This is a genomic window from Duganella rhizosphaerae (assembly GCF_040364205.1).
GTDB lineage: Bacteria > Pseudomonadota > Gammaproteobacteria > Burkholderiales > Burkholderiaceae_D > Rugamonas > Rugamonas rhizosphaerae.
The window spans coordinates 22,389-47,627 of the sequence record NZ_BPWK01000019.1; the positions used below are offsets into that span (position 1 = coordinate 22,389).

19 protein-coding genes are annotated in these 25,239 nt (G+C 66.8%); 10 read left to right on the forward strand and 9 right to left on the reverse strand.

What is annotated here, in order from left to right:
* Positions 1-31 precede the first annotated feature (31 nt).
* Complete coding sequence (locus tag RUGAMON1_RS28665; RefSeq protein WP_445233704.1) at positions 32-973, reverse strand: LysR family transcriptional regulator; 942 nt, start codon at positions 971-973, stop codon at positions 32-34.
* A 142-nt stretch (positions 974-1,115) separates the two neighbouring features.
* Here RUGAMON1_RS28665 and RUGAMON1_RS28670 point away from each other — a divergent pair, with 142 nt between their 5' ends.
* The 4 genes from RUGAMON1_RS28670 to trhP all read left to right on the forward strand — a co-directional run bounded on the left by RUGAMON1_RS28670 (position 1,116) and on the right by trhP (position 7,141).
* Positions 1,116-1,871 (forward strand): SDR family NAD(P)-dependent oxidoreductase, encoded by a 756-nt coding sequence (locus RUGAMON1_RS28670; protein WP_445233705.1) that lies wholly within the window; start codon positions 1,116-1,118, stop codon positions 1,869-1,871.
* 204 nt (positions 1,872-2,075) lie between these two features.
* Entirely contained in the window at positions 2,076-3,005 is a 930-nt protein-coding gene (locus RUGAMON1_RS28675; protein ID WP_445233706.1) for a histone deacetylase family protein, read from the forward strand.
* An 18-nt stretch (positions 3,006-3,023) separates the two neighbouring features.
* Positions 3,024-5,702 carry a bifunctional acetate--CoA ligase family protein/GNAT family N-acetyltransferase gene (locus RUGAMON1_RS28680; RefSeq protein ID WP_445233707.1) on the forward strand — a complete coding sequence of 893 codons (2,679 nt, stop codon included), beginning with the start codon at positions 3,024-3,026 and terminating at the stop codon, positions 5,700-5,702.
* A gap of 80 nt (positions 5,703-5,782) precedes the next feature.
* A complete protein-coding gene (trhP, locus tag RUGAMON1_RS28685) occupies positions 5,783-7,141 on the forward strand; it encodes a prephenate-dependent tRNA uridine(34) hydroxylase TrhP (RefSeq protein ID WP_445233708.1) in 1,359 nt (452 codons plus the stop codon).
* Positions 7,142-7,158: 17 nt separating this feature from the next.
* Here trhP and RUGAMON1_RS28690 read toward each other — a convergent pair whose 3' ends face one another.
* From RUGAMON1_RS28690 to RUGAMON1_RS28720, 7 genes are all read right to left on the reverse strand, one after another.
* Complete coding sequence (locus tag RUGAMON1_RS28690) at positions 7,159-8,679, reverse strand: family 43 glycosylhydrolase (RefSeq protein WP_445233709.1); 1,521 nt, start codon at positions 8,677-8,679, stop codon at positions 7,159-7,161.
* Between the two features lie 120 nt (positions 8,680-8,799).
* Positions 8,800-10,935 (reverse strand): hypothetical protein, encoded by a 2,136-nt coding sequence (locus tag RUGAMON1_RS28695; RefSeq protein WP_445233710.1) that lies wholly within the window; start codon positions 10,933-10,935, stop codon positions 8,800-8,802.
* Positions 10,922-11,587 (reverse strand): toll/interleukin-1 receptor domain-containing protein, encoded by a 666-nt coding sequence (locus RUGAMON1_RS28700; RefSeq protein ID WP_445233711.1) that lies wholly within the window; start codon positions 11,585-11,587, stop codon positions 10,922-10,924. The genes RUGAMON1_RS28695 and RUGAMON1_RS28700 overlap by 14 nt, the downstream gene beginning before the upstream one ends.
* 8 nt (positions 11,588-11,595) lie before the next feature.
* Positions 11,596-12,465 carry a Tll0287-like domain-containing protein gene (locus RUGAMON1_RS28705; RefSeq protein ID WP_445233712.1) on the reverse strand — a complete coding sequence of 290 codons (870 nt, stop codon included), beginning with the start codon at positions 12,463-12,465 and terminating at the stop codon, positions 11,596-11,598.
* Between the two features lie 144 nt (positions 12,466-12,609).
* Entirely contained in the window at positions 12,610-13,239 is a 630-nt protein-coding gene (locus tag RUGAMON1_RS28710; protein ID WP_445233713.1) for an FxDxF family PEP-CTERM protein, read from the reverse strand.
* A 207-nt stretch (positions 13,240-13,446) separates the two neighbouring features.
* Positions 13,447-16,221, reverse strand: coding sequence for a M16 family metallopeptidase (locus RUGAMON1_RS28715; protein WP_445233714.1), 2,775 nt, complete (start codon positions 16,219-16,221; stop codon positions 13,447-13,449).
* 100 nt (positions 16,222-16,321) lie between these two features.
* On the reverse strand, positions 16,322-17,983 hold the full coding sequence (locus tag RUGAMON1_RS28720; protein ID WP_510167302.1) for a M28 family metallopeptidase: 1,662 nt from the start codon (positions 17,981-17,983) through the stop codon (positions 16,322-16,324).
* A 181-nt stretch (positions 17,984-18,164) separates the two neighbouring features.
* Between RUGAMON1_RS28720 and RUGAMON1_RS28725 the strand changes: the two genes are divergently transcribed.
* Positions 18,165-19,058, forward strand: coding sequence for a DUF2167 domain-containing protein (locus RUGAMON1_RS28725; protein WP_445233715.1), 894 nt, complete (start codon positions 18,165-18,167; stop codon positions 19,056-19,058).
* Positions 19,059-19,124: 66 nt separating this feature from the next.
* The gene (locus tag RUGAMON1_RS28730) at positions 19,125-19,916 is read left to right on the forward strand and encodes a DNA-formamidopyrimidine glycosylase family protein (protein ID WP_445233716.1); all 792 of its coding nucleotides are present in this window, start codon (positions 19,125-19,127) and stop codon (positions 19,914-19,916) included.
* On the opposite strand, the gene RUGAMON1_RS28735 is transcribed toward RUGAMON1_RS28730, so the two are convergent.
* Positions 19,858-21,264: a GntP family permease gene (locus RUGAMON1_RS28735; RefSeq protein ID WP_445233717.1), complete on the reverse strand. Its 1,407-nt coding sequence runs from the start codon at positions 21,262-21,264 to the stop codon at positions 19,858-19,860. The genes RUGAMON1_RS28730 and RUGAMON1_RS28735 overlap by 59 nt on opposite strands.
* Before the next feature lie 178 nt (positions 21,265-21,442).
* On the opposite strand from RUGAMON1_RS28735, the gene RUGAMON1_RS28740 reads away from it, so the two are divergent.
* From RUGAMON1_RS28740 to RUGAMON1_RS28755, 4 genes are all read left to right on the forward strand, one after another.
* Entirely contained in the window at positions 21,443-22,591 is a 1,149-nt protein-coding gene (locus RUGAMON1_RS28740; RefSeq protein ID WP_445233718.1) for a TIGR04552 family protein, read from the forward strand.
* 68 nt (positions 22,592-22,659) lie between these two features.
* Positions 22,660-23,679, forward strand: a complete 1,020-nt coding sequence (locus RUGAMON1_RS28745; RefSeq protein ID WP_445233719.1) for a hypothetical protein — start codon at positions 22,660-22,662, stop codon at positions 23,677-23,679.
* 68 nt (positions 23,680-23,747) lie between these two features.
* Entirely contained in the window at positions 23,748-24,761 is a 1,014-nt protein-coding gene (locus RUGAMON1_RS28750) for a hypothetical protein (RefSeq protein WP_445233720.1), read from the forward strand.
* Positions 24,762-24,790: 29 nt separating this feature from the next.
* Positions 24,791-25,189, forward strand: coding sequence for a hypothetical protein (locus tag RUGAMON1_RS28755; protein WP_445233721.1), 399 nt, complete (start codon positions 24,791-24,793; stop codon positions 25,187-25,189).
* Positions 25,190-25,239 lie beyond the last annotated feature (50 nt).

Sequence of the window (25,239 nt, forward strand, 5' to 3'; positions counted from 1 at the left end):
ATGCAAAAACCCGCCGAAGCAGTCATGCCGTTCACTTAAGCAGGTTTTCGCAGAGCGCGCGTGGCATAGCGCTGTGCACTGAACTCCCATTCAGCCCCGGAGCGCCGGCGAAAACGGTGCCGATGAACTCGATGAAGACCTCAGCGCGCCGAGCGAGCAGCCGCTCTCCCGAATACACGGCGTTAAGAGGTGTAGGCTTGCGTGCGTGTTCGGTCAGCAATGGCCTAAGCACCCCACTGTGAAGCTGCTCCGCCACCATCCACGATGGCAAATAGCCGATGCCGACATTTTCCAGGACCGCGCGGCGCACCCCCTCAAGACTGTTCAGGCGCAAACGGCCAGTCACCTGCACCTCATTGTCTTTGAATGGCCAAGCCCCCCCGCCACCGACCATCAAGGTATAAATGATGCATTGATGCCGCAGCAGATCTGCAGGCTGGCGGGGTTCGCCATGCTCGTTCAGGTAAGCCGCACTCGCAACAAAAACACGCTCAGAGCTGCCGATGCGCCGGGCCCTCAGAGCGCTGTCCTTGAGGACGCCTCCGCGAATAGCGATATCCACCCCTTCGGCGACCAAATCGATAAAACCGTCGCCGAGCCGAAATTCCAATTGCACCTCCGGAAAGCGAGCCAAAAACGTCGGTAGCGCGGGCATTATTATTTCTGTCAAAAGACTATGCGCACAGGCCACGCGCAGCAGGCCGTGAGGGTTGCTCGGTCCGCGCAGATCAGACTCGGCTTGAGAGATGACGTCGAGCGCCTGACGCGCCTGTGCGTAGTAACGCTGACCGTCCGGCGTCGCCACCAGATGGCGCGTTGAACGGTGCATCAGACGGGTTCCCAGCAACTTTTCGAGCGAAGCAATATGGCGGCTGACATTCGGCTGACCTATGTCCAGTTCGCGCGCCACCGCAGAAAAGCTACCCGTCTCGACTGCACGCACGAAGCAATGCATCCAAAGCAATTTATTCATTTAAGAAACTCAATTGATGATTCATGCAATCAGAGCATAGATGATATGAGCTTCCCATATCTAATTTTTTAGGCGTTTTCCCTGCACACTGAATGTACGGTCTATCAAGTACAACCTCCGAAATTATTAAGGGAAGAAAATCATGACACTCAAATTGGCAGAAAAAGTAGCTGTTATCACAGGTGGCAGCACCGGCATCGGATTGGCCATCGCCAAGCGCTTTGTGCGCGAAGGCGCAAAGGTCTATATCACCGGTCGCCGCCAAGCCGAGCTCGACGCGGCAGTGCAAGCGATCGGCGGCAGCGCCGAGAGCGCACGCGTGGACTCAGCCGACATAGGCCAGTTGCATTTCCTGTTCGATCACGTCAAAGCGAAACACGGTAAGCTCGACGTGCTGGTGGCAAACGCGGGCGGCGGCTCCCTTATGCCTCTGGGCCAGATCACGGAAGAGCACTTTGACGACACGTTTACCCGTAATGTCAAGGGCACGCTGTTCACCGTGCAGACTGCGTTGCCGCTGCTGGGCAAAGGCTCGTCGGTGATACTGACTGGCTCGACCGCAGCCAGCGGCGGCACCGAAGCGTTCAGCGTGTATGCCGCGTCAAAGGCCGCCGTACGCGCCTTTGCGCGCAACTGGATCCTCGATCTGAAGGGCCGCGAGATCCGTGTAAACACCCTCAGCCCTGGCCCCATCAAGACGCCAGGCTTAGTGGAGTTGGTCGGCACCGATGTTGATGAACAGCAAGGATTCCTGGACCAATTAGCTTCGTTGATACCAATGGGCCGCGTCGGGGATCCCGACGAGATCGCCAAAGCAGCAGTCTTCCTGGCGTCCGAGGATTCCAGCTTCGTGAACGGCATTGAATTGTTCGTTGACGGCGGCATGCGCCAGATCTAGGCGTCGCGGCGATTTGGGTGGGCAACGCCCACTCATGGCAACCACGACAGCCGAGCAGCAAGCAACGCCAGGCGACCGCGCCGCGCCGCCCTGTCGCCGCATAACGCTGGCTTTGACCTGGATCAACGAAAAATTTGATTGCGCTCATTACACTCGATTCAAGTTATATTCGTTTCATCCTCGTCAACACCAACCAAGGTCACGATGCTGCCAGCCTATATCTCGCACCCGGATTGCCTGAAGCACGCCATGGGCGACCAGCATCCCGAATGTCCGGAGCGCATCGGCGCGGTCAGCGACATGCTGCTGATCAAGGGCTTGCTCGACTTCATGCAGCCCTGCGAGGCGCCGCTGGCCACCGAACAGCAGCTGGCGCAGGCGCACTCCAGCCTGTACATCCGCGACCTCGCCGCGCTCTCGCCGCTGGAAGGCACGGTGCAGGTCGACCCGGACACCAGCATGAACCCGCACAGCTACCGGGCCGCGCTGCGCGCCGCCGGCGCCGCCGTGCTGGCCGCCGACCTGGTGCTGACCGAGGGCGCCGGCACCGCCTTCTGCAATGTGCGCCCGCCCGGCCACCACGCCGAATACGCGGCCGCCGGCGGTTTCTGCTTCTTCAACAATGTCGCGGTCGGCATCCGCCACGCGCTCAATGTGCACGGGCTGGAACGGGTGGCGCTGGTCGACTTCGACGTCCACCACGGCAACGGCAGCGAGGACATCCTGCGCGACGATGAGCGCGTGCTGATGTGCTCCATCTTCGAGGACCAGCTGTACCCGTTCTGCGGCAACACGCCGCGCGGCGCCAACATGGTCAACGTGGCGCTGCCGGCCCGCTCGGGCGGCGAGCTGATGCGCCGGGCCGTGAGCGAACAATGGCTGCCGGCGCTGGAGCGCTTCCGCCCGCAGCTGATCTTCATCTCGGCCGGCTTCGACGGCCACCGCGACGACGACATGGGCAATCTCGGCCTGGTCGAAGCCGACTACGCGTGGATCACCAAACAGATCGTCGCGGTGGCCGCGCGCCACAGCCAGGGCCGCATCGTCTCCTGCCTGGAAGGCGGCTATGATCTGTCGTCGCTGGCGCGCAGCGCCGCCGCCCATGTCAAGGTCCTGCTAGGCATGGACGACTAAGCCCTCACGAAAGCATCCATGGAAACCCACTACCTGACGCCGCTGTTCTCGCCCAAGTCCATCGTCGTGTTCGCCGGCAAGGCCGACCAGCCCGACAGCCAGACCTGCTACGGCCGCGGCATCCGCGCCCAGCTGGAGCAAGGCGGCTACACCGGGCCGGTGACCTACCTCGACGTCGGCATGAGCGGCACGCTGGCCGACCTGGCCCACTCGCGCGCCGACCTGGCCGTGATCGCCCTGCCCAACGATGAACTGAGCTTCGCGCTGGAAGTGGCCGGCCGCATCCAGTGCCGCGCCGCGCTGATCCTGTCGGCCGGCGTCGACGGCGCGCTGGCCAGGGAGCTGCACGGCATCGCCCGCAAGCACGGCATCCACCTGCTGGGGCCGAACTGCCTGGGCTACCAGCGGCCGCGCCTGAACCTCAACGCCAGCGTCGCCGGCCAGCTGGCGCAGCCGGGCAGCCTGGCGCTGATCTCGCAATCGGGCGCGCTGACCTCGGCCATCCTCGACTGGGGCAGCCAGAACGCGGTGGGCTTTTCCACCGTGGTCTCGCTGGGCGCCAACACCGCGGTCGACCTGGCGCAGACGCTGGACTTCCTGGCCACCGATCCGGCCACGCAAAGCATCGTCATCTACATGGAGGGCGTGACCGACGCCCGCCGCTTCCTGTCGGCGCTGCGCGGCGCCGCCAACACCAAGCCGGTGGTGGTGCTCAAGGCCGGCAAGGTGGCGGCCGCCTCGCAGGCGGCGCTGACCCACTCCGGCGCCATCGTCGCCAGCGACGAGGTGTTCGACGCCGCGCTGCGCCGCACCGGCGCGGTGCGGGTGAAGACTTTCGTGCAGCTGTTCTCGGCGGCCAAATGCCTGGCCTCGCGCTACCGTCCGGTCGGGCCGCGGCTGGCCGTGGTCACCAACGGCGGCGGCCCCGGCGTGCTGGCGGCCGACTGGATCGCCGAGCTGGGCCTACAACTGGCGACGCTGTCGGAAGCCGGCGCGCAGGCGCTGGCGCCCAGCCTGCCGCCGCACGCCACGCTGGCCAACCTGCTCGACCTGTCCGAGGAGGCCGATGCCGCCGCCTTCGTCGCGGCGGTCCAGGCCTGCGGCCACGACAGCCAGGTGGACGGCATCCTGGTGATCTACTCGCCCAAGCTGGGCGGCGATCCGGCGGCGGTGGCGCAGGCGGTCGGCGCCCTCAACGCCGGCCTCGGCAAGCCGCTCTTGACCTGCTGGATGGGCGACCGCCAGGTGGCCGAGGCGCGCCAGCTGCTCCACGCCGCCGGCGTGGCCACCTTCCGCACGCCGGAGGCGGCGGTCGACGGCTTTTCCAACATCGCCTCGTTCTACCAGAACCAGCAGTTGCTGCACCAGACGCCGCCGCCGCTGTCGCAGCTGGCCGAGCCGGACCTGGACGGCGCCCGCCTGCTGATCGAGGGCGTGCTGGCCGAGCGCCGCAAGGTGCTCACCGAGATGGAATCGAAGGCGCTGCTGGCGGCCTTCCACATCCCGATCACGCAAACGATTTTGGCGCGCAGCGCCGGCGAGGCGATGCTGATCTCCAGCCAGCTGGGCTACCCGGTGGCGCTGAAGATCGACTCGCCCGACATCGCCCACAAGTCCGACGTGCACGGCGTGGTGCTCAACCTGCTCAACGCCGCCGCCGTGCGCGACGCCCACGGCGACATGATGGCCACCGTGCGCCGCCTGCTGCCGCAGGCGCGCATCAACGGCGTCACGGTGCAGAAGATGGCCGGCAAGCGCCACGGCCGCGAGCTGTATATCGGCGTCGTCACCGACCAGCTGTTCGGGCCGGCGATCACCTTCGGCGCGGGCGGCACGATGATCGAGCTGATCGACGACCGCGCGGTCGAGCTGCCGCCGCTGAACCTGTTCCTGGCGCAGCGCCTGATCGGCCGGGTGCGCTCGGCCGAGATGCTGGGCGAATGGCGCGGCGCGCCGCCGGTGCAGCGCGAGGCGGTCGAACAGATGCTGCTGCGGGTGTCGGAAATGGTGTGCGCGCTGCCGCAGCTGCGCGAGATGGACATCAACCCGCTGATCGTCGACGAGCACGGCGCGCTGGCGGTCGACGCCCGCATCGTGATCGACGCCGCGCCGCCGTCGGCGCACGGCTACGGCCACCTGGCGATCCTGCCCTATCCGTCCAGCTACACCCAGGAATGGCCGATGCGCGGCGGCGGCCAGTACACGCTGCGCCCGGTGCAGCCGGACGACGCCTCGATGCTGCAGGAGCTGGTGCGCGGGCTGTCGGAAAAATCGCGCTACTACCGCTTCGCCTCCTCGCTGCGCGAGCTGTCGGTGCCGATGCTGGCGCGCTACACGCTGATCGACTACGACCGCGAGATGGCGCTGGTGGCGGTGCTGACCCAGCGCGCGCCGGGCCCGGACGGCGACTTCGTCGAGACCGACAGCATCATCGGCGTGTCGCGCTACATCGCCAACCCCGACCTCAGCAGCTGCGAATTCTCGCTGCTGGTGGACGACCGCTACAGCGGCCAGGGCCTGGGTACGCGGCTGATGCTGGGCATCATGGACGTGGCGCGCGACAAGGGCCTGAGCGAGATCGACGGCCTGGTGCTGTGCAAGAACAGCGGCATGCTCAAGCTGATGACCAGCCTGGGCTTCCAGATCCGTCCGTACGAGGACGATCCCGACTTCCGGCTGTGCAGCAAGAGCTTGTGAGCCCACCCGGAAAATTTTGATTTAGGACAAGGAAACCTGGCGGCGGCCGGCCTAGACTGTGCAGCTTTTGCCCAACCGCCATGCTCCACGCTCCCGAACTCCTCCTCCCCGCCGGCTCGCTGGCCAAGATGCACGCCGCCTTCGACTTCGGCGCCGACGCCGTGTACGCGGGCCAGCCGCGCTACAGCCTGCGCGTGCGCAACAACGATTTCTCGACCTTGCAAGCCTTGCAGGAGGGCATAGAGGGCGCCCACGCGCGCGGCAAGCAGTTCTTCGTGGCCTCCAACATCTTCGCCCACAACGCCAAGCTCAAGACCTATCTGCACGACATGGCGCCGGTGATCGCGATGAAGCCCGACGCGCTGATCATGGCCGATCCCGGCCTGATCATGATGGTGCGCGACCAATGGCCCGAGGTGCCGGTGCACCTGTCGGTGCAGGCCAACGCCGTCAACTGGGCCGACGTCAAGTTCTGGCACCGCATGGGGCTGACGCGGGTGATCCTGTCGCGCGAGCTGTCGCTCGACGAGATCGAGGAAATCCGCCAGCGCTGCCCGGAGATGGAGCTGGAAGTGTTCGTGCACGGCGCGCTGTGCATCGCCTACTCGGGCCGCTGCCTGCTGTCGGGCTACTTCAACCACCGCGACCCCAACCAGGGCACTTGCACCAACTCCTGCCGCTGGGACTACAAGGTGCAGCCGGCCTTTGAAGACGCCAGCGGCGACCTCGGGCCGACGCGCATCATCCCGCTGCAGTTCCGGCAGGCGCTGGAGGACGCCAACCGTCCGTGGTCGTCGCTGCACCAGCAGCCGCGCCATCCGCTGGCCGACCAGCCCTACCTGATCGAGGAGGCCGAACGGCCGGGCCAGCTGATGCCGATACTCGAAGACGAACACGGCACCTACATCATGAATTCCAAGGACTTGCGCGCGGTCGAGCACATCGAGCGGCTGGTCAAGATAGGCGTGACCTCGCTCAAGGTCGAGGGCCGCACCAAGTCGCTGTACTACGCGGCGCGCACCGCCCAGGTCTACCGCCAGGCGATCGACGACGCCGTCGCCGGCCGGCCGTTCGACATCGGCCTGCTGGGCCAGTTGCAGGGCCTGGCCAACCGCGGCTACACCGACGGCTTCTACCAGCGCCACCACACGCAGGCGCACCAGAACTATATGCGCGGCGCCTCGGAGGCCGAGCGCAGCCAGTACGTCGGCGACGTGCTGGGCGTGGCGGACGGCTGGGCGCGGGTCGAGGTCAAGAACCGCTTCGCCGTCGGCGACCGGATCGAGGTGATCCATCCCGGCGGCAACCGCGACCTGACGCTGGCGCGCATGCGCGCCGACGACGGCGCCGACCTCGCGGTGGCGCCGGGCAGCGGCCACTTCGTGCACATCGAGCTCGACCCGGCGCTGGACGGCGCGCTGCTGGCGCGCTACCTGTAGCCGCCGGCGCGGCCGGCTTAGTTCGCCATCACGTAGGGCCAGCCGTCGCTGGTGAAGCCGAGCGGGTTGATGCCCAGCGTCGGCCGGCCGTTGTTGTTGCCGTCGTAGTAGTGGTAGACGAAGGTCGGGCGGTTGTTGTGGCCGGCGTCGGTGAACACGCTGCCGCCACCCGGCCCGACGATGTTGCCGTGGGTGCTGAGCAGTATCGTGCCGCCGCCCGCCGTCAGCGCGACGCCGCCGCGGTCCACATACGGCCCGGTCACGCTGGTCGAGCGGCCGACGATGGTGCGGTACGGCGAGGTGCTGCTGCAGCAGGCGTTGATCGGCGCGAAATAATAGTAGAAACCGTTGTAGTAGTAGATGAACGGGCCTTCCTCGGCCGACGTCGGCGAGCCGCGCTGCGCGATGGTGTACACGGTGGTGTTGCTGGTGGACTGCAGGCCGGTGGCGGGATTGAGTTGCATCAGATGGGTGCCGTCGGTCCACGAACCCCAGGCCATCCACCAGTTGCCGCTGGCGTCGGTGAACGGCGCCGGATCGATCGCGTTGTCGGTCGTCTTCTTGAACCCGGACGGCGGCGTGCTGCTGCTGGTCCAGGATTTGGTGACGAATCCCTTGTCGGTCCACGGCCCCTGCGGCGCCGTGCTGGTGGCGACGCCGATCACCGCCTCGGCGCCCGAACTGGGCAGGTAGGGTATCGAGTAGTACTGGTAATAAGTGCCGTTCGCGACCAGCAGGCTGGGCGCCCAGATGTCGGTGTTGGCGCCGCTGTTCCATCCCTTGGGCGTCTGCAGCCCGCTCCATGAACTGAAGTCCGGTCCGATCGGCGGGCAGTTCGGCGCGTAGCCGCCCATCTGGGTGGCGGTGCAGCTGGTGTAGGGCGTGAAGGTGGTGAGGTCGGTCGACGTGGCCAGCGTCTGGTGGCTGCCATAGAGCCAGTATTTTCCGCTGCCATCCCTCAGCATATAGGGATCGTGGACAAAGATCCCGGCGCCGGCGACGGTGCGCGGCGCCGGGTAGGGGCTGGTCTGCGTGTTCACCAGCTGCCACTCCTGGCAGGTGCAGCCGGTCGACGCCCATTGGTCGATGGTAGCGGTGTTCAGGTTGCTGGCCTGGAACACCTCCAGGTATTTGCCGCTGTTGACGTTCTGGATCAGGAAGTTGCCGCTGGCGGCCTGGGTAATGGTCCACAGGTGGTCCGTGGTGCCGTTGTCGGACCACTGGACGATCTGCGCGCCGTCGGCGGTGCCGGCGTTGGCCACGCCCAGCACCTGGTGCGTCAGCATGTTCTCGATGTTGTACTGGCCGTTCCCCATCGGCATGAAGTGCCACAGGTGGTCGGCGGTGCCGTTGTCGGCCCACTGCACCACCTTGGCGCCGGCGGCCTGGCTGGCGCCGTCGATGCCCAGCACCAGGCCGCTGTTGACGTTCTTGAGCTTGTATTGCACGCTGGTGTTCATGGTGATGGCGGCGTGCGCGGAAAAGGCTGAACCGGCCAGGCTGAACAGCATGGCCATGCATGACAGTAGACGCTTCATGGTTGTCTCCGTTGCGATTGAGGGGCAATCTTTATTTATATTTTTCATCGATGCTACTGGTCCGATGAAAAACCCTCCAATCACATTTTTACCGCCGCCGATACGCGCTTCGGTATCGGCTTAGCGTCCGTGCCAGTTCAGGCGGCGCTGCTGGTAGGCGGCCAGCCAGCCGGCGTTCTCGTCCAGCACGGCCTTGCCCAAGGCGAACGCGAGGTCGCGCGCCTGGTGTTCTTTTTCCGCGTTTGAGCACGGCGCCGTTTCGCTGCGGACCAGTTCCGCGTCGGCGCGGCCGTACAGCTTGTGCAGCTGCTCGGCCTGGGCCGCCGTTTCGCCGTGGCCCATCTTGGTGGCCAGCGACAGCCAGGCGGCGCCGATGCCGGTCGCCAGCTTCATGCCCGCCAGCAGCAGGATCAGCGGCAGCATATGGCTGCGGCCGAAGATCAATGTCGTCGCCAGCGCAGTCACCGACATCATCAAGCCGCTGAGCAGCATGTTGTTGCCGAACGCGACCGCGCGCGCGTGCTGGCGCCGCCGCCAGCGGTTGCCGGCGCCGCTCAGGTAGGCGCGCTGGTCGTCGATCCAGCCGCGCAGCACGCCGCGCGCCGCCAGGCCCGGCACCGGCGGCGCCACCAGACAGGCGTCCAGCGCCTGGCGCACCCAGCCCATGCCGCCGCCGGCGCGCTGCGCGCAGTGGTCGGTCACCAGCGACGGCTCGCCGGCGCACAGCCAGTACATCTGGCAGCGCAAGCCTTCGGCCAGCGCGCGGTAGTCCAGATAGGCATTGCGCCGGCGCGACAGCGCCACCCACAGATAGGTGCCGACCGCGCAGATCGCGCCCGAGGTGTACACCACCGACTCCACCAACTCGCCGTGGATGGCGCTGGTCAGGCGCAGCGTCGGCGCGGCCGAGGCCATGATCACCGCCAGCGCCATGAAGCGCCAGCGATAGCGCCACCAGCGCTTGGCGCGCTCGGCCTGCACATCGGCCACGCGGAACGCTTGCAGCAGCGGCGCCAGGCCGGGGCTCAAGGCGGCCGGCAAGGCGGCCGGCAAGGCGGTTGGCGACGCGGTTGGCAAGCCCGTTGGCAACGCAGCCGGCGACCCAGTCGGCAGGCCCGCCGTCCCGCCCTGCCCCAGGCTGGCCAGGAAGGCGCCGCCGCTGGCCTCCAGGCTGGCGGCGTAGCGGCGCGCGGCGTCGCCGTCGTGCGCCAGCAGCGCCTGGCCGTGCAGGCGATTCAGCAGGTCGATCTCGCGGCCGGCGGCGTGCGTCCGGTACAGCACCGCCAGCGCCGGCGCATCGGGCACGCGCCCCAGCCGCCGTTCGGTGTGGGCGACGGCGTCGCGCCAGGCGCGGTGCTCGGCCCAGCGTTCGCAGGCGCGGATCGGCGCGCGCAGCCATGAGCGCAGCGGCGGCGCCAGCACGCCGGGCCACTCCGGCTGCGGCGCATCCCAATGCGCCACGGCCTCGCCGTCGCGCGCGCCGGCGCGCAGCAGCCGCGCGCCGTCCGCCGCCGACGCGGCGGGCAAGCCGTCCGACGTAGCCTGGGCGCGGCGGCTGTAGATATGCAGCAGGTTGCCGCGCGCCGGCTCGGCGAAGCGGCGGCGGCTGCGCCGGTGCGGATCCCGCTCGACGCCGTGCAACAGCGCATGCACCAGGTCCAGCGTGCCGCCTGGCAGGCGTGGAAACTGTTCGCCGCCGCTCTGGCCATCCCACACGGCCAGCAGCAGCTGGGCGTGGATGCCCAGGTAGCGCGTCAGTTGCGCATAGGCCGCGTCGGCCCGCGTCATCGGCGTCCCCAGCAGCGCGACCGGCGGCGCCGGCGGAATCACGAACACCTTGCCGGCGCAGGCGCTGTAGCGCTGGAAGCGCGCGCCGAAGGCCAATCGCTCGGCCTCGAAGCCGGCCGGATCGCGCAGCGCCTCGGCCGCGCCGCCGGCCTGCTCGCGGCAGTAGTCGTCGAACGGCATCGGCAAAGTCACCACCAGCTCGATGCGGCGGCGGCCCTCGCCCTCGCGTGCTGCGCAGGCGCGCTGCAAGGCCAGCACCTGTTCGGCGAACAGCTGGTCGGCGCCGTCGGCCAGGGCCGACAGAAAATGGATGGGCGTGTGCGGCAGCGCCGCCGCGATCAGCTCGATGGATCGGTACAGCTGGGCGGCCACCGCCGGCACGTCGTCCGGATGCAGGTCGCGATGGCCGGAGATCGCCACCACGAACGGCAGCGCGTAGGGCGATGGCGCGTCGTCAGCCGGCCGCATGGCAGCGGCTGAGGAAGCGCTGGCGTTCGGCGGCGTCGTCGATTTCCTGCGCCAGCGCCGCCACCAGCTGGTGGCGCGACGGCGCGGCCAGCATCGCCCGCCGCACCAGGTGGCCGGCGATCGGCCCCAGCTCCAGCGCCAGCGCGCGCTCGATCGCCGCCAGCACGGCCGGCGCGATGACGATGGCGGCGGTGGCGGCGGTGGCCGCCGCGTCGGGGGCGGCCGGCGCCGGCGGCACTGTCTGCGGCAAGCGCTCCAGCAGCATCGCCACGCAGTGGCTCAGTTCGTCCAAGTGTTGCTCCAGGTCGCCGGTGATGGCGTCGAGCCAGTGCTGGGTGCTGATGAAGTATTCCAGGCTCTTCGATAGCGGCACGTTCTCGATGCGGAACGGCAGCACCATCAAGCCCTTGTTGACCGCGCGCTCGACTTCGCGCCGCACCTGCGGCGAGTTGTTGGCGCTGGCCGAAAAGATCAGCACCAGCATCTTGGCCTGGTCCATCGCGTCGATGATGGACTCGGCCCAGTCGTCGCCGGGACGGATGTCGCGCGGCGCCACCCAGCAGCGGATGTCGGCCGCCTCCAGCCGATGGCAGATGGCGTCGGCAAACACTTTGTCGACGTGCGAATGGCTGAGGAAAACGTCGACGCCCATCGCGCGCCTCAGGCCAGCAAGGCCATGGCTTTTTCCAGGCTGCGGCGCAGGCGGTTGAAGGCCTGGCCCAGCACGGCGATCTCGTCCCTGCCGCCGGCCGGGAACGGCTCGGCATCCATCTGGCCGGCGCTGACGGCGTCGGCGATGCGGCCGATGCGCCGCACCGGCCGCAGCACCAGCAGGTAGAACATGGCGTTGAGCGCCAGCAGCAGCGCGCCGAAGGTCAGCGCCATGCCGCCCATGATCAGCGTGTAGGCGCGTTCGGCTTCGCGCTGCGGCACCGCCAGCGGCACCGACACGATCTGGCTGCCGATGGTCTCGCCCAGCTTCCAGCCGAAGCCGTTGTTGACGCCGTACAGCGCCTTCATGGTCTGCGGCGCGGCGGCCGGCGTGCTGTGGCAGGCCAGGCAGCGGCCGTCGCTGATGCGGATCGGCCGCGCCAGGTAGAGCGACGGGCCGGACGGCGTCTGGCGGTCGCCGATCACTTCCTTCAGCTCGGTGTGGTCGCGGAATTGCCGCACCACGTCGGCCTCCCAGTCGGCCACCCGGTCGCGCGGATTAGTGGGGTTGAGCGCCGCTTCCTTGTAGCTGAAATCAGGGTGCGTCTGGTGCAGCTTGTTGAAGCTTTGGGTGGCCGCGTAGGACGGCACCGACTGCGGCAGGAAGGCCGCCAGCATGCCTTCGGCCAGCAGCGGCTTGACTTCGTTGGTGGTGTATTCGCGGGCCGCCATGGCGGCGTCCATCATCAGGCTGGCGTGGGAGACCACTTCGCGCCGGGCGTTTTCGCCCAGCACACTGCGGGTCATGGCGGCGGTGGCCAACCAGCCCAGCCCGAATACCAGCAGCAGCAACAGGTTGAATTTGTACAGCAGCTTCATGATTCATGTACCCGTGCGCAAAAGAATGATTAAATACTATCATGAAATTATGACAACACTTTCATCTTTCACTACGCGGCAATAAAAAAAACCCCGCCGGCGCAACGCCGGCGGGGTTTTCCTGTGCTGCGGTTCAGGCTGGCTTTACCGGCGCGCGCGCTGACGGCGGGCAGCCACACCCAGCAGGCCGAGGCCGGCCACCAGCATCGCGTAGGTGCCCGGTTCCGGCACGGCGGCGGTGACCGCGACATTGTCGATGAAGGCGGTGGCGTCGTAGTTGGTCTGGCCGGCAAAGCTCAGCGTGGTGGCGCCGGCGGCGCTGAAGGTCAGCGACTTGGCCGTCCAGCCCGCGCCAAAGTTGACCGACTCCACGCTCATCACGTTGCCGCCGACGACGACCTGGTAGGTTTCGGTCGGGCCGCCATAATTGCCGCGGCCGGCGTCGATCCAGGACAGCGTGTAGGTGCCGGGGGCCAGGTTCAGCGTCTGCTGGATAAAGCTGGTGCCCTGGATGCCGGCCAGCACATTGCCGTCCGGGGTGTTCGGATTGCCCCACGGGCCGCTGGTCGACAGCATCAGCGGGAAGCTGCCGGTCCAGCCGTTGACGCTGCCGCAATCGTAAGGACCGCCCAGGTAGCAGTAGGAGCCCGCCGGCAGGCTGAAGCCGGGGTCTTCAAAACTGCCGTTGACCACCAGGTTGGCGGCCTGTGCGGCGCCGCCCATGCTCAATGCGGCCGAGGCCGCGGCCAGCGCGGCGAGAATCTTCTTGTTCATAACTGGTGCTCCTTGCGAAGTGGGACAAAAACCGGATGAAGACTAGAGATTCGAGTAGATCATATTCGATGCATTTTGTACATTAAAATTATCAAAATACAACATAAATTGCAATGCAGTAAATATTCCGCAGCATCCGCGCCACAAAAAAAATCCCCGCGCCAGGCGGGGATTTTTTGACTGAATTTCGCGTTTGAAGCTTAACGCTTACTGGACCGGCTTGCCGTCGGCGTCGATCTTGCGCACTTCGCCCAGGTTCAGGGCGCGCACGCCGGCTTCCACCTTGCTCAGGTCGCCCACCACCAGCCAGGTCAGCTTGCCCGGCGTGATGGTGCGCGCCGCCAGCGCGTTGGCCTGCTCCGGCGTCATCGCCAGCACGGTGCCGGTGAAGGTGTTGAAGTAGTCGGCCGGCAGCTTGTATTGCAGGATGGTGCCGTAGGCGCCGGCCAGCTGGCCGGCCGTCTCGAACGAGCCCGGCAGACGCAGGGTTTCGTTTTCCTGCGCGCTGCTCAGCTCGGCCGCGGTGATCGGCTTGGCGCCGGCGATGTTGGCGTACTCCTGCACCAGTTCCTGCAGGGCCGCGCCGGTCTTGTCGGTCTGCACCGGCGAGGTGCTCAGGTACAGGCGCTGGCCCACCGCCGGCTGCAGGCCGGCGTTGACGCCATACGACCAGTGCTTGTCTTCGCGCAGGTTCATATTGATGCGCGAGCTGAAGCTGCCGCCGAAGATGTTGTTGACCACTTGCAGCGGCACCGCCTCCGGCGCGTTGCGCGGCGGCGCCAGTTGCGCGGCGTAGATCACGCTTTGCAGCGCGCCCGGCTTGTCCATCAGGTAGACCACCGGCTTGTCGGCCGGCGCGACCTGGGCCACGTTCTTCTTCGGCACGGCGCCGGCCTTCCAGCCGCCGAAGGTTTTTTCCAGCAGCGGCGTGATTTCCGCCAGCGTGGTGTCGCCCACCACCAGCAAGGTGGCGTTGTTGGGCTTGAACCAGGTCTGGTGGTATTTGACCAGGTCGTCGCGGCTGATGCGCGCCACGGCGGCCTCGGTGCCGGAGCCGGTCAGCGGCAGGCCGTAGGCATGGCCCTGGCCGTAGATCAGGCCCGGCATCACGCGCAGCGCCATCAGTTGCGGATTGCTCTTCTCGCGCGCGATCGCCGCCAGCCGGTCCTTCTTCAGGCGGTCCAGCTCGTTCTGCGCGTAGGCCGGATGCAGCAGCACGTCGGCGTAGATGTCCAGCGCCTTCGGCAAGGTGGCCTTGAGCGCGTTGAGCTGGACGAAGGCGCCGTCCAGGTTGCTGTAGGCGGAGTACTCGGCGCCCAGCGCCTCGAACTCTTCGCTGATCTTCAGCGAACCGCGCGCCGGCGTGCCCTCTTCCAGCATGCGCAGCGACAGGCTGGCCAGGCCAGGCAGGTCCTGCGCGTCGGAGGCGTAGCCGGCGTCGACCATCATCGACAGGTTGACCACCGGCGCGCTGTGGCGTTCGGCCAGCACCACCTTCAGGCCGTTCGACAAGGTCGCGCTCTGCATGGCCGGCAGCTTCAGCGACTCAGGCTGGCCCAGCGCCGGCGGCGCGCTGCGGTCGAGCTTGGCGCCGGCGGACAGGTTGGTCGGGAAGGGCTGCACCTCCAGCACGTAATCGCCGTCGGCCAGCCACTCGTTCATGGCCTGCTTGATGGCGGCCGGCGTGGCCGCCTTGATGGCCTTCAGGTAGTCCTTGTAGCAGTCCGGGTTGCCGGTGTAGGTGCTGCAGGAGGCCAGCAGATCGCTCTTGCCGCCGAAGCCGCCGACGCGCTCGACGATGCGGGTGTAGCGCGCCAGCAGCGCGGTCTTGGCGATCTCCAGCTCGGCCGCGGTGGGGCCGGACTTCATCAGCGCGCGTAGCTCTTCGTCTGCGGCCTGCTCCAGCTTGCGGGTGTCGACGCCGGGACGGGCGGTCAGGGTCAGGTCGAACTGGCCGGCGATTTCCGACGAGTCGTTGCTGGCGCTGGCACTGGTGGCCAGCTGGTCCTTGTACACCAGGCGCTTGTAGAAGCGCGAGGTCTTGCCGCTGCCCAGCACGTGCGCGGCCAGGTCCAGCAGCGGCTCGGTCGCGGTGTTGGCACCCGGCACGTTCCACACGCGGTAGATGCGCGCCTGCGGCACGCGGTCCTGCACGGTGCCGCGGTGGGTGCCGCTGCGCTTGGCGATCCACGCCTCATGCTTGGCCAGCGGCGGGCCGGCCGGGATCTCGCCGTAGTATTTCTCGACCTTCTCGCGCGCCTGTTCCGGCGTGATGTCGCCGGCCAGCACCAGGGTCACATTGTTCGGGCCGTAGTTGGTCTTGAACCATTCCTGCACGTCCGTCATCGAGGCCGCGTCCAGGTCCTTCATCGAGCCGATCACGGTCCACGAATACGGGTGGCCGGCCGGCCAGGTGTTTTCCGTCAGCAGCTGGTAGGCCACGCCGTACGGCTGGTTCTCGCCCTGGCGCTTTTCGTTCTGCACCACGCCGCGCTGCAGGTCCAGCTTCTTCTGGTCCAGCACGCCGAGCAGGTGGCCCATGCGGTCGCTCTCGGCGAACAGCGTGTAGTCCAGCATCGAGGTCGGCACGTTCTCGAAATAGTTGGTGCGGTCGGTGTTGGTGGTGCCGTTCAGGTTGGTCGCGCCGATGCGCTCCATGGCGTTGATGAAGGTGCCCTGGTTGAAGTGGTCGCTGCCGCTGAACATCAGGTGTTCGAACAGGTGGGCGAAACCGGTCTTGCCGGCCTTCTCGTTCTTGGAACCGACGTGGTACCAGGTGTTGACCGCCACCACCGGTGTCTTGTGGTCTTCATGGACCAGCACGGTGAGGCCGTTCTTCAGCACGAACTTGGTGTACGGGATGTCGGGGATGGCGATATCGGATTTGACGGACTTGGCCGGCTCGGCGGCGTGCAGCGCGCCGCTGGCGGACAACAGCGCAATCGAAGCCGCCAGGATGGTGCGGCGTAGTGACAGGGTCATGCGGAATCTCCTCGGTAGGAAAGGCAGGCTGCAAAAAAAAAGCGCACCGGCATTGAAGCGGGTGCGCAAGTATTCTATTGCTTTTTAGTTAAATTGGCGACTATTTGCGCTTGCCCGAGCTGGCGTCGCGGGTGGCGCGGAATTCGGCGTCCTGCGCCCAGTTCGGCCAGGCGCTGGAATCGGCCAGGTCGCGGCCCAGGCCGTACAACAGGCCGAGGTCGTGCGCCATGCCGGTGAACGGCCAGGCGGCGCTCCACTCGTCCGACGGCTGATGGTAGTTGTTGGTGTTGTAGTCCTCTTCCGCCTTGTGGCCGGCCGCCAGGCCGCCGTCGATCCAGTCGTCGCCGGAGCCGAAGGAAATCGCCGGCACGCCGCGCTTGGCGAACGGGAAGTGGTCGGAGCGGAAGAAGTGGCCCGCTTCCGGTTTCGGATCGGGCGCGTACGCCATGTCCATCTGCTTGGCCTTGGCGATCAGCTGGTCCAGCAGGTCCAGCTTGGCGCTGCCGGAGATGGTGAAGTTGCGTGCCGGGCCGTACGGGCTGAGGGCATCCATGTTGATCACGCCGGCCGTCTCGGCCAGCGGATACAGCGGATAGGCGGCGTAGTACTCGGAGCCGAGCAAGCCCTTCTCCTCCGCCGTCACCGCCAGGAACACCACGCTGCGTTGCGGCGCCGGCGCCTTGCCGTAGGCGCGCGCCAGTTCCAGCAGGGCGGCGATGCCGGTGGCGTTGTCGACCGCGCCGTTGTAGATCTTGTCGCCCTTGGCGTCCGGCAGGCCGACGCCCAGGTGGTCCCAGTGCGCGCTGTACATCACCGTCTGTTCCGGCGCGCTGCTGCCGATCACGCGGCCGGCCACGTTCTTCGACACGATGGTCTGGGCGTCGACCGCGTAGCTGGCGCTCAGGTTCACGCCCTTCAGCTGCACCGGCTTGAAGTTGCGGGTCTGCGCCTGCTTCTTCAGCGCCTCGAAGTCCTGGCCGCCGCGCCTGAACAGGTCGATGGCAAGGTCGCGCTGGATCCACGCCTCCATCGGCGCGTGCGCCATGGCCGGCTGCTTGCGCACGATGTCGTACATGACGTTGGTGTTGGAGTTCTTCACCGTGGCCCAGCCGTAGGAAGCCGGCGCGGTCTCGTGCACGATGATGGTGCCGAGCGCGCCGCGGCGCGCCATTTCTTCATACTTGTAGGTCCAGCGGCCGTAGTAGGTCATGGCCTTGCCGCCGAAGTCGCCGATGCCGGTCTCGAAATCGGGATCGTTGATCAGCACCACGGCCAGCTTGCCGCGCAGGTCGAAGCCCTTGAAGTCGTCCCACTTGCGCTCGGGCGCGTTGACGCCGTAGCCGACGAACACCAGCGGCGCGTTGCGGAAGTCGACCTGCTTGCTGCCGTTCATGGCGGCGCGCACGGCCATGTCGTCGCCCTGCTTGAGTTCTTGGCGGGTGGCGCCGTCGCTGATGACCAGCTTGACCGGGCCCTTGATTTCAAAGCGGCCCAGCGGCACATCCTGGGTCCAGCTGCGCTGGGTCTTCTGGCCTTTGAGGAGGTCGCCGGCCGGCTGCAGGCCGGCGGCCTTGAACTGCTCGATCAGGTAGTTGACGGTCTTGGTTTCGCCGGCCGTATTCGGGCCGCGGCCTTCGTATTCATCCGACGCCAGCACTTTGACGTCTTGCGACAAATGCCTGGCATCGAACTCCGGAACGCTGCTGGCTGCCTGTGCGGTAGCGGCGGCGACCAGCGAACAAATGAGCATGGTGTTTTTCAAATCTGTCTCCGAAATTATTTTAATTAAACTGCGAGGCAATACTGACATGAAATCAACTCACGGGCAATCAGGCAGGCGCATGCGGGGCGGACCGTTTCATCCACGCCGCACACGACAGGAAATAATTACCAAATACTTAACACTTTCCTGTAGGATATGGCTTTTCTGACAAGGAGTGACGATGCGCCGTGCCCTGACCGCCGTGTTGTGCCTGATCCTGTGCGCAGCGCTGCCGGCCGGCGCCGCCGATGCGGCGCAGTGGCTGGCTCAATTGCATTTCCAGACCGGCAAGGTCACGCTGCCGGGCGGCCTCGCCACGCTGGACCTGCCGCCGCACTTCCGCTATCTGAACCCGGAGGACAGCAACAAGCTGCTGATCGACGGCTGGGGCAATCCGCCGGGCGCGCCGACGCTGGGCATGATCGTGCCGGCCGATGTGGATCCGCTGGGCGCGGCCGGCTGGGGGGTGATCGTCAGCTACGAACCGGGCGGCCACGTGCGCGACAACGACGCCGGCAGCATCGACTACGCCGAACTGCTGGCGCAGCTGAAGGACGCGGTGGCCGACAACAACACCGCGCGCCGCGAGCAGGGCTATGCGGCGATGACGCTGATCGGCTGGGCCGAGCAGCCCAGCTACGACCCGGCGCGGCACAAGCTGCTCTGGGCCAAGGAACTGCACACCGAGGGCAGCAACGAAAACGGCCTGAACTACCACGTCCGGGTGCTGGGCCGCGAGGGCGTGCTGGTGCTCAACGCCGTGGCCGGCATGGACCAGATCGACCAGGTCCGCAGCGAGATGAAGAATGTCACCGCCTTCACCGATTTCACGCCGGGCAAGCGCTACGCCGACTTCGACGGCAAGACCGACAAGGTGGCCGAGTACGGCCTGGCGGCGCTGGTGGCCGGCGGCGTCGCGGCCAAGCCGGGCCTGTTCGCCAAACTGTACGCGCTGCTGCTGGCGTTCAAGCAAGTCATGCTGCTCGCCGTGGCCGCCGGCGGCGCCTGGCTGTACAAGCTGCGCGGCCGCCGCACAGCGGCCCCCGAACTGGGCGGCGCCGGCCAGCTACGGTGAGCTAGCGCACGGTCCGCCCGCGCGCGGCGGCGCACACTGGACGCCTGACCGCGCCTGGAGCACGCCATGCCCGAAGGACCATCGATCGTCATCCTGCGCGAGCAGGCCGCCGGCTTTGCCGGCCGCACCATCGTCCACGCCAGCGGCAACAGCAAGGCGGTCGCGTTCGACGCGCTGGCCGGCCAGCAGGTCGTGGCCTTGCGCAGCTGGGGCAAGCACTTCCTGATCCAGCTGCCGGCGACGGCGCTGCGCATCCACCTGATGATGTTCGGCAGCTATCGCATCAACGAGCGCAAGGAAACCAGCCCGCGCCTGAGCCTGGGGTTCGACGATGGCGAGGAATTGAATTTCTACGCCTGCTCGGTCAAGCAGATCGAATCGGACCTCGACCAGCAGTACGACTGGAGCGGCGACGTCATGGCCGACGCCTGGGATCCGCAGCGGGCGCTGGCCAAGCTGCGCGCCGCGCCGGACACGCTGGTGTGCGACGCCCTGCTCGACCAGGCCATCTTTGCCGGCGTCGGCAACATCATCAAGAACGAAGTGCTGTTCCGCATCCACCTGCATCCGCTGGCCAGGGTCGGCGACCTGCCGCCGGCCAAGCTGCGCGAACTGGTCGAGCAGGCGCGCGTCTACAGTTTCGATTTCCTGACATGGAAGAAGGCCTACGTGCTCAAGCAGCACTGGCTGGCGCACACCCGGCAGGTGTGCCCGCGCTGCGCCATCCCGTTGCGGCGCGCCCACCTGGGCAAGACGCAGCGGCGCAGTTTTTACTGCGAGCAGTGCCAGCAACAGTACGTCACACCAGGCCGGTCAGGTAGTACACGGCAATCACAAAGAACACAGCCGTCGTCTTGATCAGCGTGATGGCGAAGATCTCCTTGTAGGATTCGCGGTGGGTCAGGCCGGTGACCGCCAGCAGCGTGATGACGGCGCCGTTGTGCGGCAACGTGTCCATGCCGCCGCTGGCCATCGCCACCACCCGGTGCAGCACCTCCAGCGGAATCTGCGCCGCCTGCGCGCCCTTGACGAAGGTGTCGGCCATCGCCGCCAGCGCGATGCTCATGCCGCCCGAGGCCGAGCCGGTGATGCCGGCCAGCGAGCTGACCGACACCGCCGCGTTCACCAGCGGATTGGGCACGCTGCGCAAGGCGTCGCTGACCACCAGGAAGCCCGGCAGCGAAGCGATCACGCCGCCGAAGCCGTACTCGGACGCGGTGTTCATCGCCGCCAGCAGCGCGCCGCCGACCGCCGCCCTGGTGCCTTCGGCGAAGGTGTTGCGGATGCGGCCGAAGGCGGTCGCCACCACCAGCAGGATGCCCAGCAGCAGCGCGCCCTCCACCGCCCAGATGCCGATCACGGTCTTGATCGGCACCGCCACCGGCGCGTGCAGGCCGGGCAAGGCTTCGATGGTCAGCGCATAGCTGTCGCCGTACCAGCCGGGGATCAGTTTGGTCAGCATGAAGTTGGCCACGCCCACCAGCAGCAGCGGCGCCACCGACAGCAGCGGATGCGGCAGGCCCGTGCCGGCCTTGGCGGCGCGGGCGGTGTCCTGGGCGGCGCTGGCGCCGTAGCCTTCGCCCTTGGCCATGGCCGAGCGGCGGCGCCACTCCAGGAAACTCAGGCCGACCACCAGGATGAACAGCGAGCCGATCACGCCCAGCCACGGCGCGGCCCAGCCGGTGGTCTTGAAGAAGGTGGTGGGGATGATGTTCTGGATCTGGGGCGTGCCCGGCAGCGAATCCATGGTGAACGAGAACGCGCCGAGCGCGATCGCGCCCGGCATCAGGCGCTTGGGGATGTTGCTCTGGCGGTAGAGTTCGGCGGCAAACGGATAGACCGCGAACACCACCACGAACAGCGACACGCCGCCGTAGGTGAGCAAGGCGCACACGGCGACGATGACGGCGTTGGCGCGCGAGCGGCCGATGTATTTGATGGCCGCCACCACGATGGCTTCGGAAAAGCCGGACAGCTCGATCAGCTTGCCGAACACGGCGCCCAGCAGGAACACCGGGAAGTACAGCTTGACGAAGCCGACCATTTTTTCCATGAAGATGCCGCTGAACACCGGCGCCACCGCGCCCGGGTCGGTCAGCAGCACCGCGCCCAGCGCCGCCACCGGCGCGAACAAAATAACGCTGTAGCCGCGGTAGGCGGCCAGCATCAGGAACACCAGTGCGGCAAGCACAATCAGGAAGGACATGCGGGCTCCGTCGATTCAAATGAGATCGGCACATTGTAGAGATAAACCGGCGCCGGTGTAGCTGGACTGAAAGCAGAACCCGCATTGTCGCAGGCGGGCGCGCCGGGTGCGGCGGTGCAGCATTGACGCTGATCAAACAGACTGCGATACTGAATCATCGCCGCCTCTGTCTGATGCCATGACCGGACTCAAAGCCTCGCTCAAGAGCGGGGGCAAGTTCTCGCTGAACTGGAGTTATCTCAACGCGATTGCCAACGGCGTCTCGGCGATCGACTTGGGGGCGCTGGCGTTGCGCAACCTGCACGACGCCCACCAGTTCGTGCGCGAGTACGGCTTCGACCTGGAGCAGCCGGCCGCGACCGCGCTGATCCAGCGCGCCCACCGCGAGGCCATCGATTTCATCACCGGCAGCTTCCTCACGCCCGAGCAGGCGGCGCTGATCCCGGCCGACGTCGCCCACCCCGCCGACCCGCTGGAACTGCTGGTGTACGCCTCGCTGCGCGGCCAGCACGTCGACGTGCGGCGCATGTGGTCGTGCGCAGTGCTGAAGGTCATGCACGGCATCTTTTACATCGACAACAACCTCAAGCTGCGCCACTTCCACGCCATCCGCGCCCAGGTGTTCGGCACGCTGGACGAAGTGATACGCCACGACGGCGGCCGCCACTACCTGACCGACGGCGAAGTCTGCCTGCCGATGCTGCACTACGACCGCAAGGACAACAAGGGCCGCAGCAGCATCCTGCTCAAGCTGCTGCAAAAAGCCGCCTACCTGGCGGCCGACATCTTCGACCACCTGGGCGTGCGGCTGGTGTTCGCCACCCGCTTCGAATGCCTGCTGGCGCTGCGCACGCTGCAGCGGGCGCACCTGCTGTCGGTCACCAACGTCGACGCCGAACGCACCCGCAACACCCTGCTGGACCTGGAGGCGGCCAAGCTGATCTTCAACAAGTACCGCGCCCAGCTCGAGCACAGCGACGAGTATCCGGCCGAACTGCTGCAAACCATGGACGCCGAGCTGGCCGAGCTGGCGCAGCCGCAAACCCGCTGCGACAACCCGCACAGCGGCAGCGGCTTCAACAGCATCCAGGTCACGGTGCGCAAGATGATCCACGTGCAGCAGCTCGACGCCGGGCCGGAGCAGGACTACGACGTCGGCTTCTTCTTCGAGTACGAGATCCAGCTGATGGACGAGGCCAGCTACCAGCGCAGCCTGACCGGCCCGGCCAGCCACGACGCCTACAAGAAACGCCAGCTCGACACCGCCCGCACCCGCGTGTTCGGCCGCGAACTGCTGCGCTGGATCGGGCAACAGGTTACAAACTAGACAATCCGTTGCCAGATACGTAAGATGCGTCCTCACTTCAAAAGGACATCATGTTACGCAGCCTATCCATGCTCAGCCTCGCCATCGGGCTGACCGCCTGTGGCGGCAGGAGCTCCCCGGCCACGCCGCCGCTTCCTCCCACGCCCGCTCCCCCTGCGCCCGCTCCACAAGCGGGCCTGACGCCGTCCGTCGGCGATTTCTATTCCTACAAGGTGATCGACACCAGTACCACGCCCGGTGCCGGCCAGCAAACGTCGGCACCCTCGTGGTACACCGACGTGGTCAACGAAGTTGAAGCGGACGGCGCATGGACCGATGTCACCGTCGGCGACGATGACGCGCTGCGCGTGCTGCGCCACTACCAGGCCAACGGCGACAGCGACCGCTACGTCAACGGTGGTTGCACTCAGAGTTATGTCCAGACTTACAGCAGCGCCAGGCACGATCTTGTCGTGGGCGCCAGCTGGACCAGCAGTGTGGCCTACACTTTTACGCCGGGTTGCACCCATAACCACTCGATTTCCAATTCGGCCAGCACCAACGTGCTCGCGCTGGAATCGGTGACGGTGCCGGCGGGTACCTTCAATACGGTGAAGGTGAACACCACCCGCAATTTCAAATATGCGAACGGCATGTCGGTCACCGAGGTCTACACGAATTGGCTCGACGTCGACACGCACCGCGCCATCAAGTCCACCAATCAGTCGACGACACTCTTCACCGACACCGGGGAGACTTACACGTCCACCTCCAGCTTCGAACTGCAGGGCTATTCGCAAGCCAAGACCCGGCGTTCCGCGCTCAATATCGAACGCTTCGCCGGCCCGTGGGCCGCCACGTACACGGGCGCCTACAACGGCCACTGCATCGGTTCCATGACAACGGCCGGCGTGTTCGCTGCGGATTGCGACGGCGGCTTTAACATCCGGGGCAATATCGACGCCAGCGGAAATATGACGCTTGCACTCTATCTCGGCACCACCAGCGGGCCGCAATTCAGTGGCAGCCTCAATACGGCGCTGAGTCTCCAAGGCACGTGGAAATTCCCCGACGGCACGGGCGGCAGTTGGACGCTGACCCACATTTAAGCGGCTAACCGTGCGGCGCCGAGGCGCGCTACGCTTTACCATCGGGCTTTACAGCCTGATGGAGCTGGATGATGAACCTGCGGATTTCTGCATGGCTGCTGGCCGCGACGCTGGCCGGCGCCGCCCACGGCCAGAACGCCGCGCCGCCGCGCGTGACCGTCTCGGCCACGCGCGACCCGGTCGACAAATCCTACCGCAAGATGATCGCCGGCATGCAACGCTTCGAACGCGAACATGCCTTGGCGCCGCAGGCCACGCTGCGCTTCGAACTGCTGCCGCGCCTGCCAACCACCCGGCTCGACGGCATCACCCTGCGGGTGGCCGGCGACACGCTGTCGCTGCCGGTCCCGGTGGCGCCGGACCACACCTTCACGCTGGAACTCAACGCCCAGGCGCTGAAGGAAGACGCGGCACTGGTCGCCAGCAGCAAGACCCGCACGCTGACCTGGCGCGCACGCGTGCGCAGCCCCGGCGTGCCGGACGGCATGCGGCGGCTGGGCGATCTGCGGCTGGAATGCAAGGTCGGCGTGCAGGCCGGGCTGCTGTCGAACAACGACCAGCTGTTCGCCTGGCTGGGCGAACTGTTCACCGACGCCGACCGCGTCTGCTCCTCGCCGCAAGGCAATTACCTGTTCTTCAGCGAGCGTCCCTTGTTCGCCGTCACGCTGCGCGACGGCGCCCGCAGCGCGGCGCTGCCGTTCGACATGCTGTACGCCGGCGGCACGCAGACGCCGGACACGCTGCCCTTCTGCGATTGCCAGGTGCTGCTGGACCGCAGCTTCTACGCGCCGCTGTGGGACCGCGGCTGGTCCGACGACACGCTGCTGGAGTTGAGCTACCAGGACGACCCGCCCGGGGCCGCCGACACCGCCGTGGCCGACGACCATCGCAGCATGCGGCAGATGCAGGCCGCGCTGGGGCCGGCCAGCGTGATCCGTTTCGACAGCGGCTACCAGGTGTGGCGCTACCGCTATCCGTCGCTGATGCCGGCCAGGGATGGCGGCCCGCGTTATGCCGACTTCGTCATCCTGTTCGGTCCGGACGGCATGGCGCGCAAGGCACGCTTGAGCGAACGCTTGTAAAGCCTGCCGGACAGGATCATGATGTGGACATGAAAACCACATTCCTCCCCCTGCGCCTGGCCGCCGCCGGCGCGCTGGTACTGATCGCCACCGCCTGCAACGCCACGCCGCCCGTCAATCCCGACGCCGCGTCGCTGTGGCAAAAAATCCAGGCCCGGAACGCCGACACCGGCTGCGACCGCGACAGCCAATGCCACACCATCGCCGTCGGCGCCAAGGCATGCGGCGGACCGGAGCGCTACATCGCCTGGTCCGACCGCGCGCAGGACGGCGCCGAGCTCAAGCAACTGGTCGCGCAGCACGCCGCCGCCCGCGCCGAGGAAGACAAGCGCGGCCACGTGCTGTCGAACTGCATGCTGGCGGTCGATCAAGGCGCCGTCTGCCGCGCCGGCCGCTGCGTGCTGAACGTGGAAGTCGCCCAGCCATAAAAAAACCCGCGGCCTTGCGGCGCGCGGGTCGTTTTCTTCAACTGCCGATG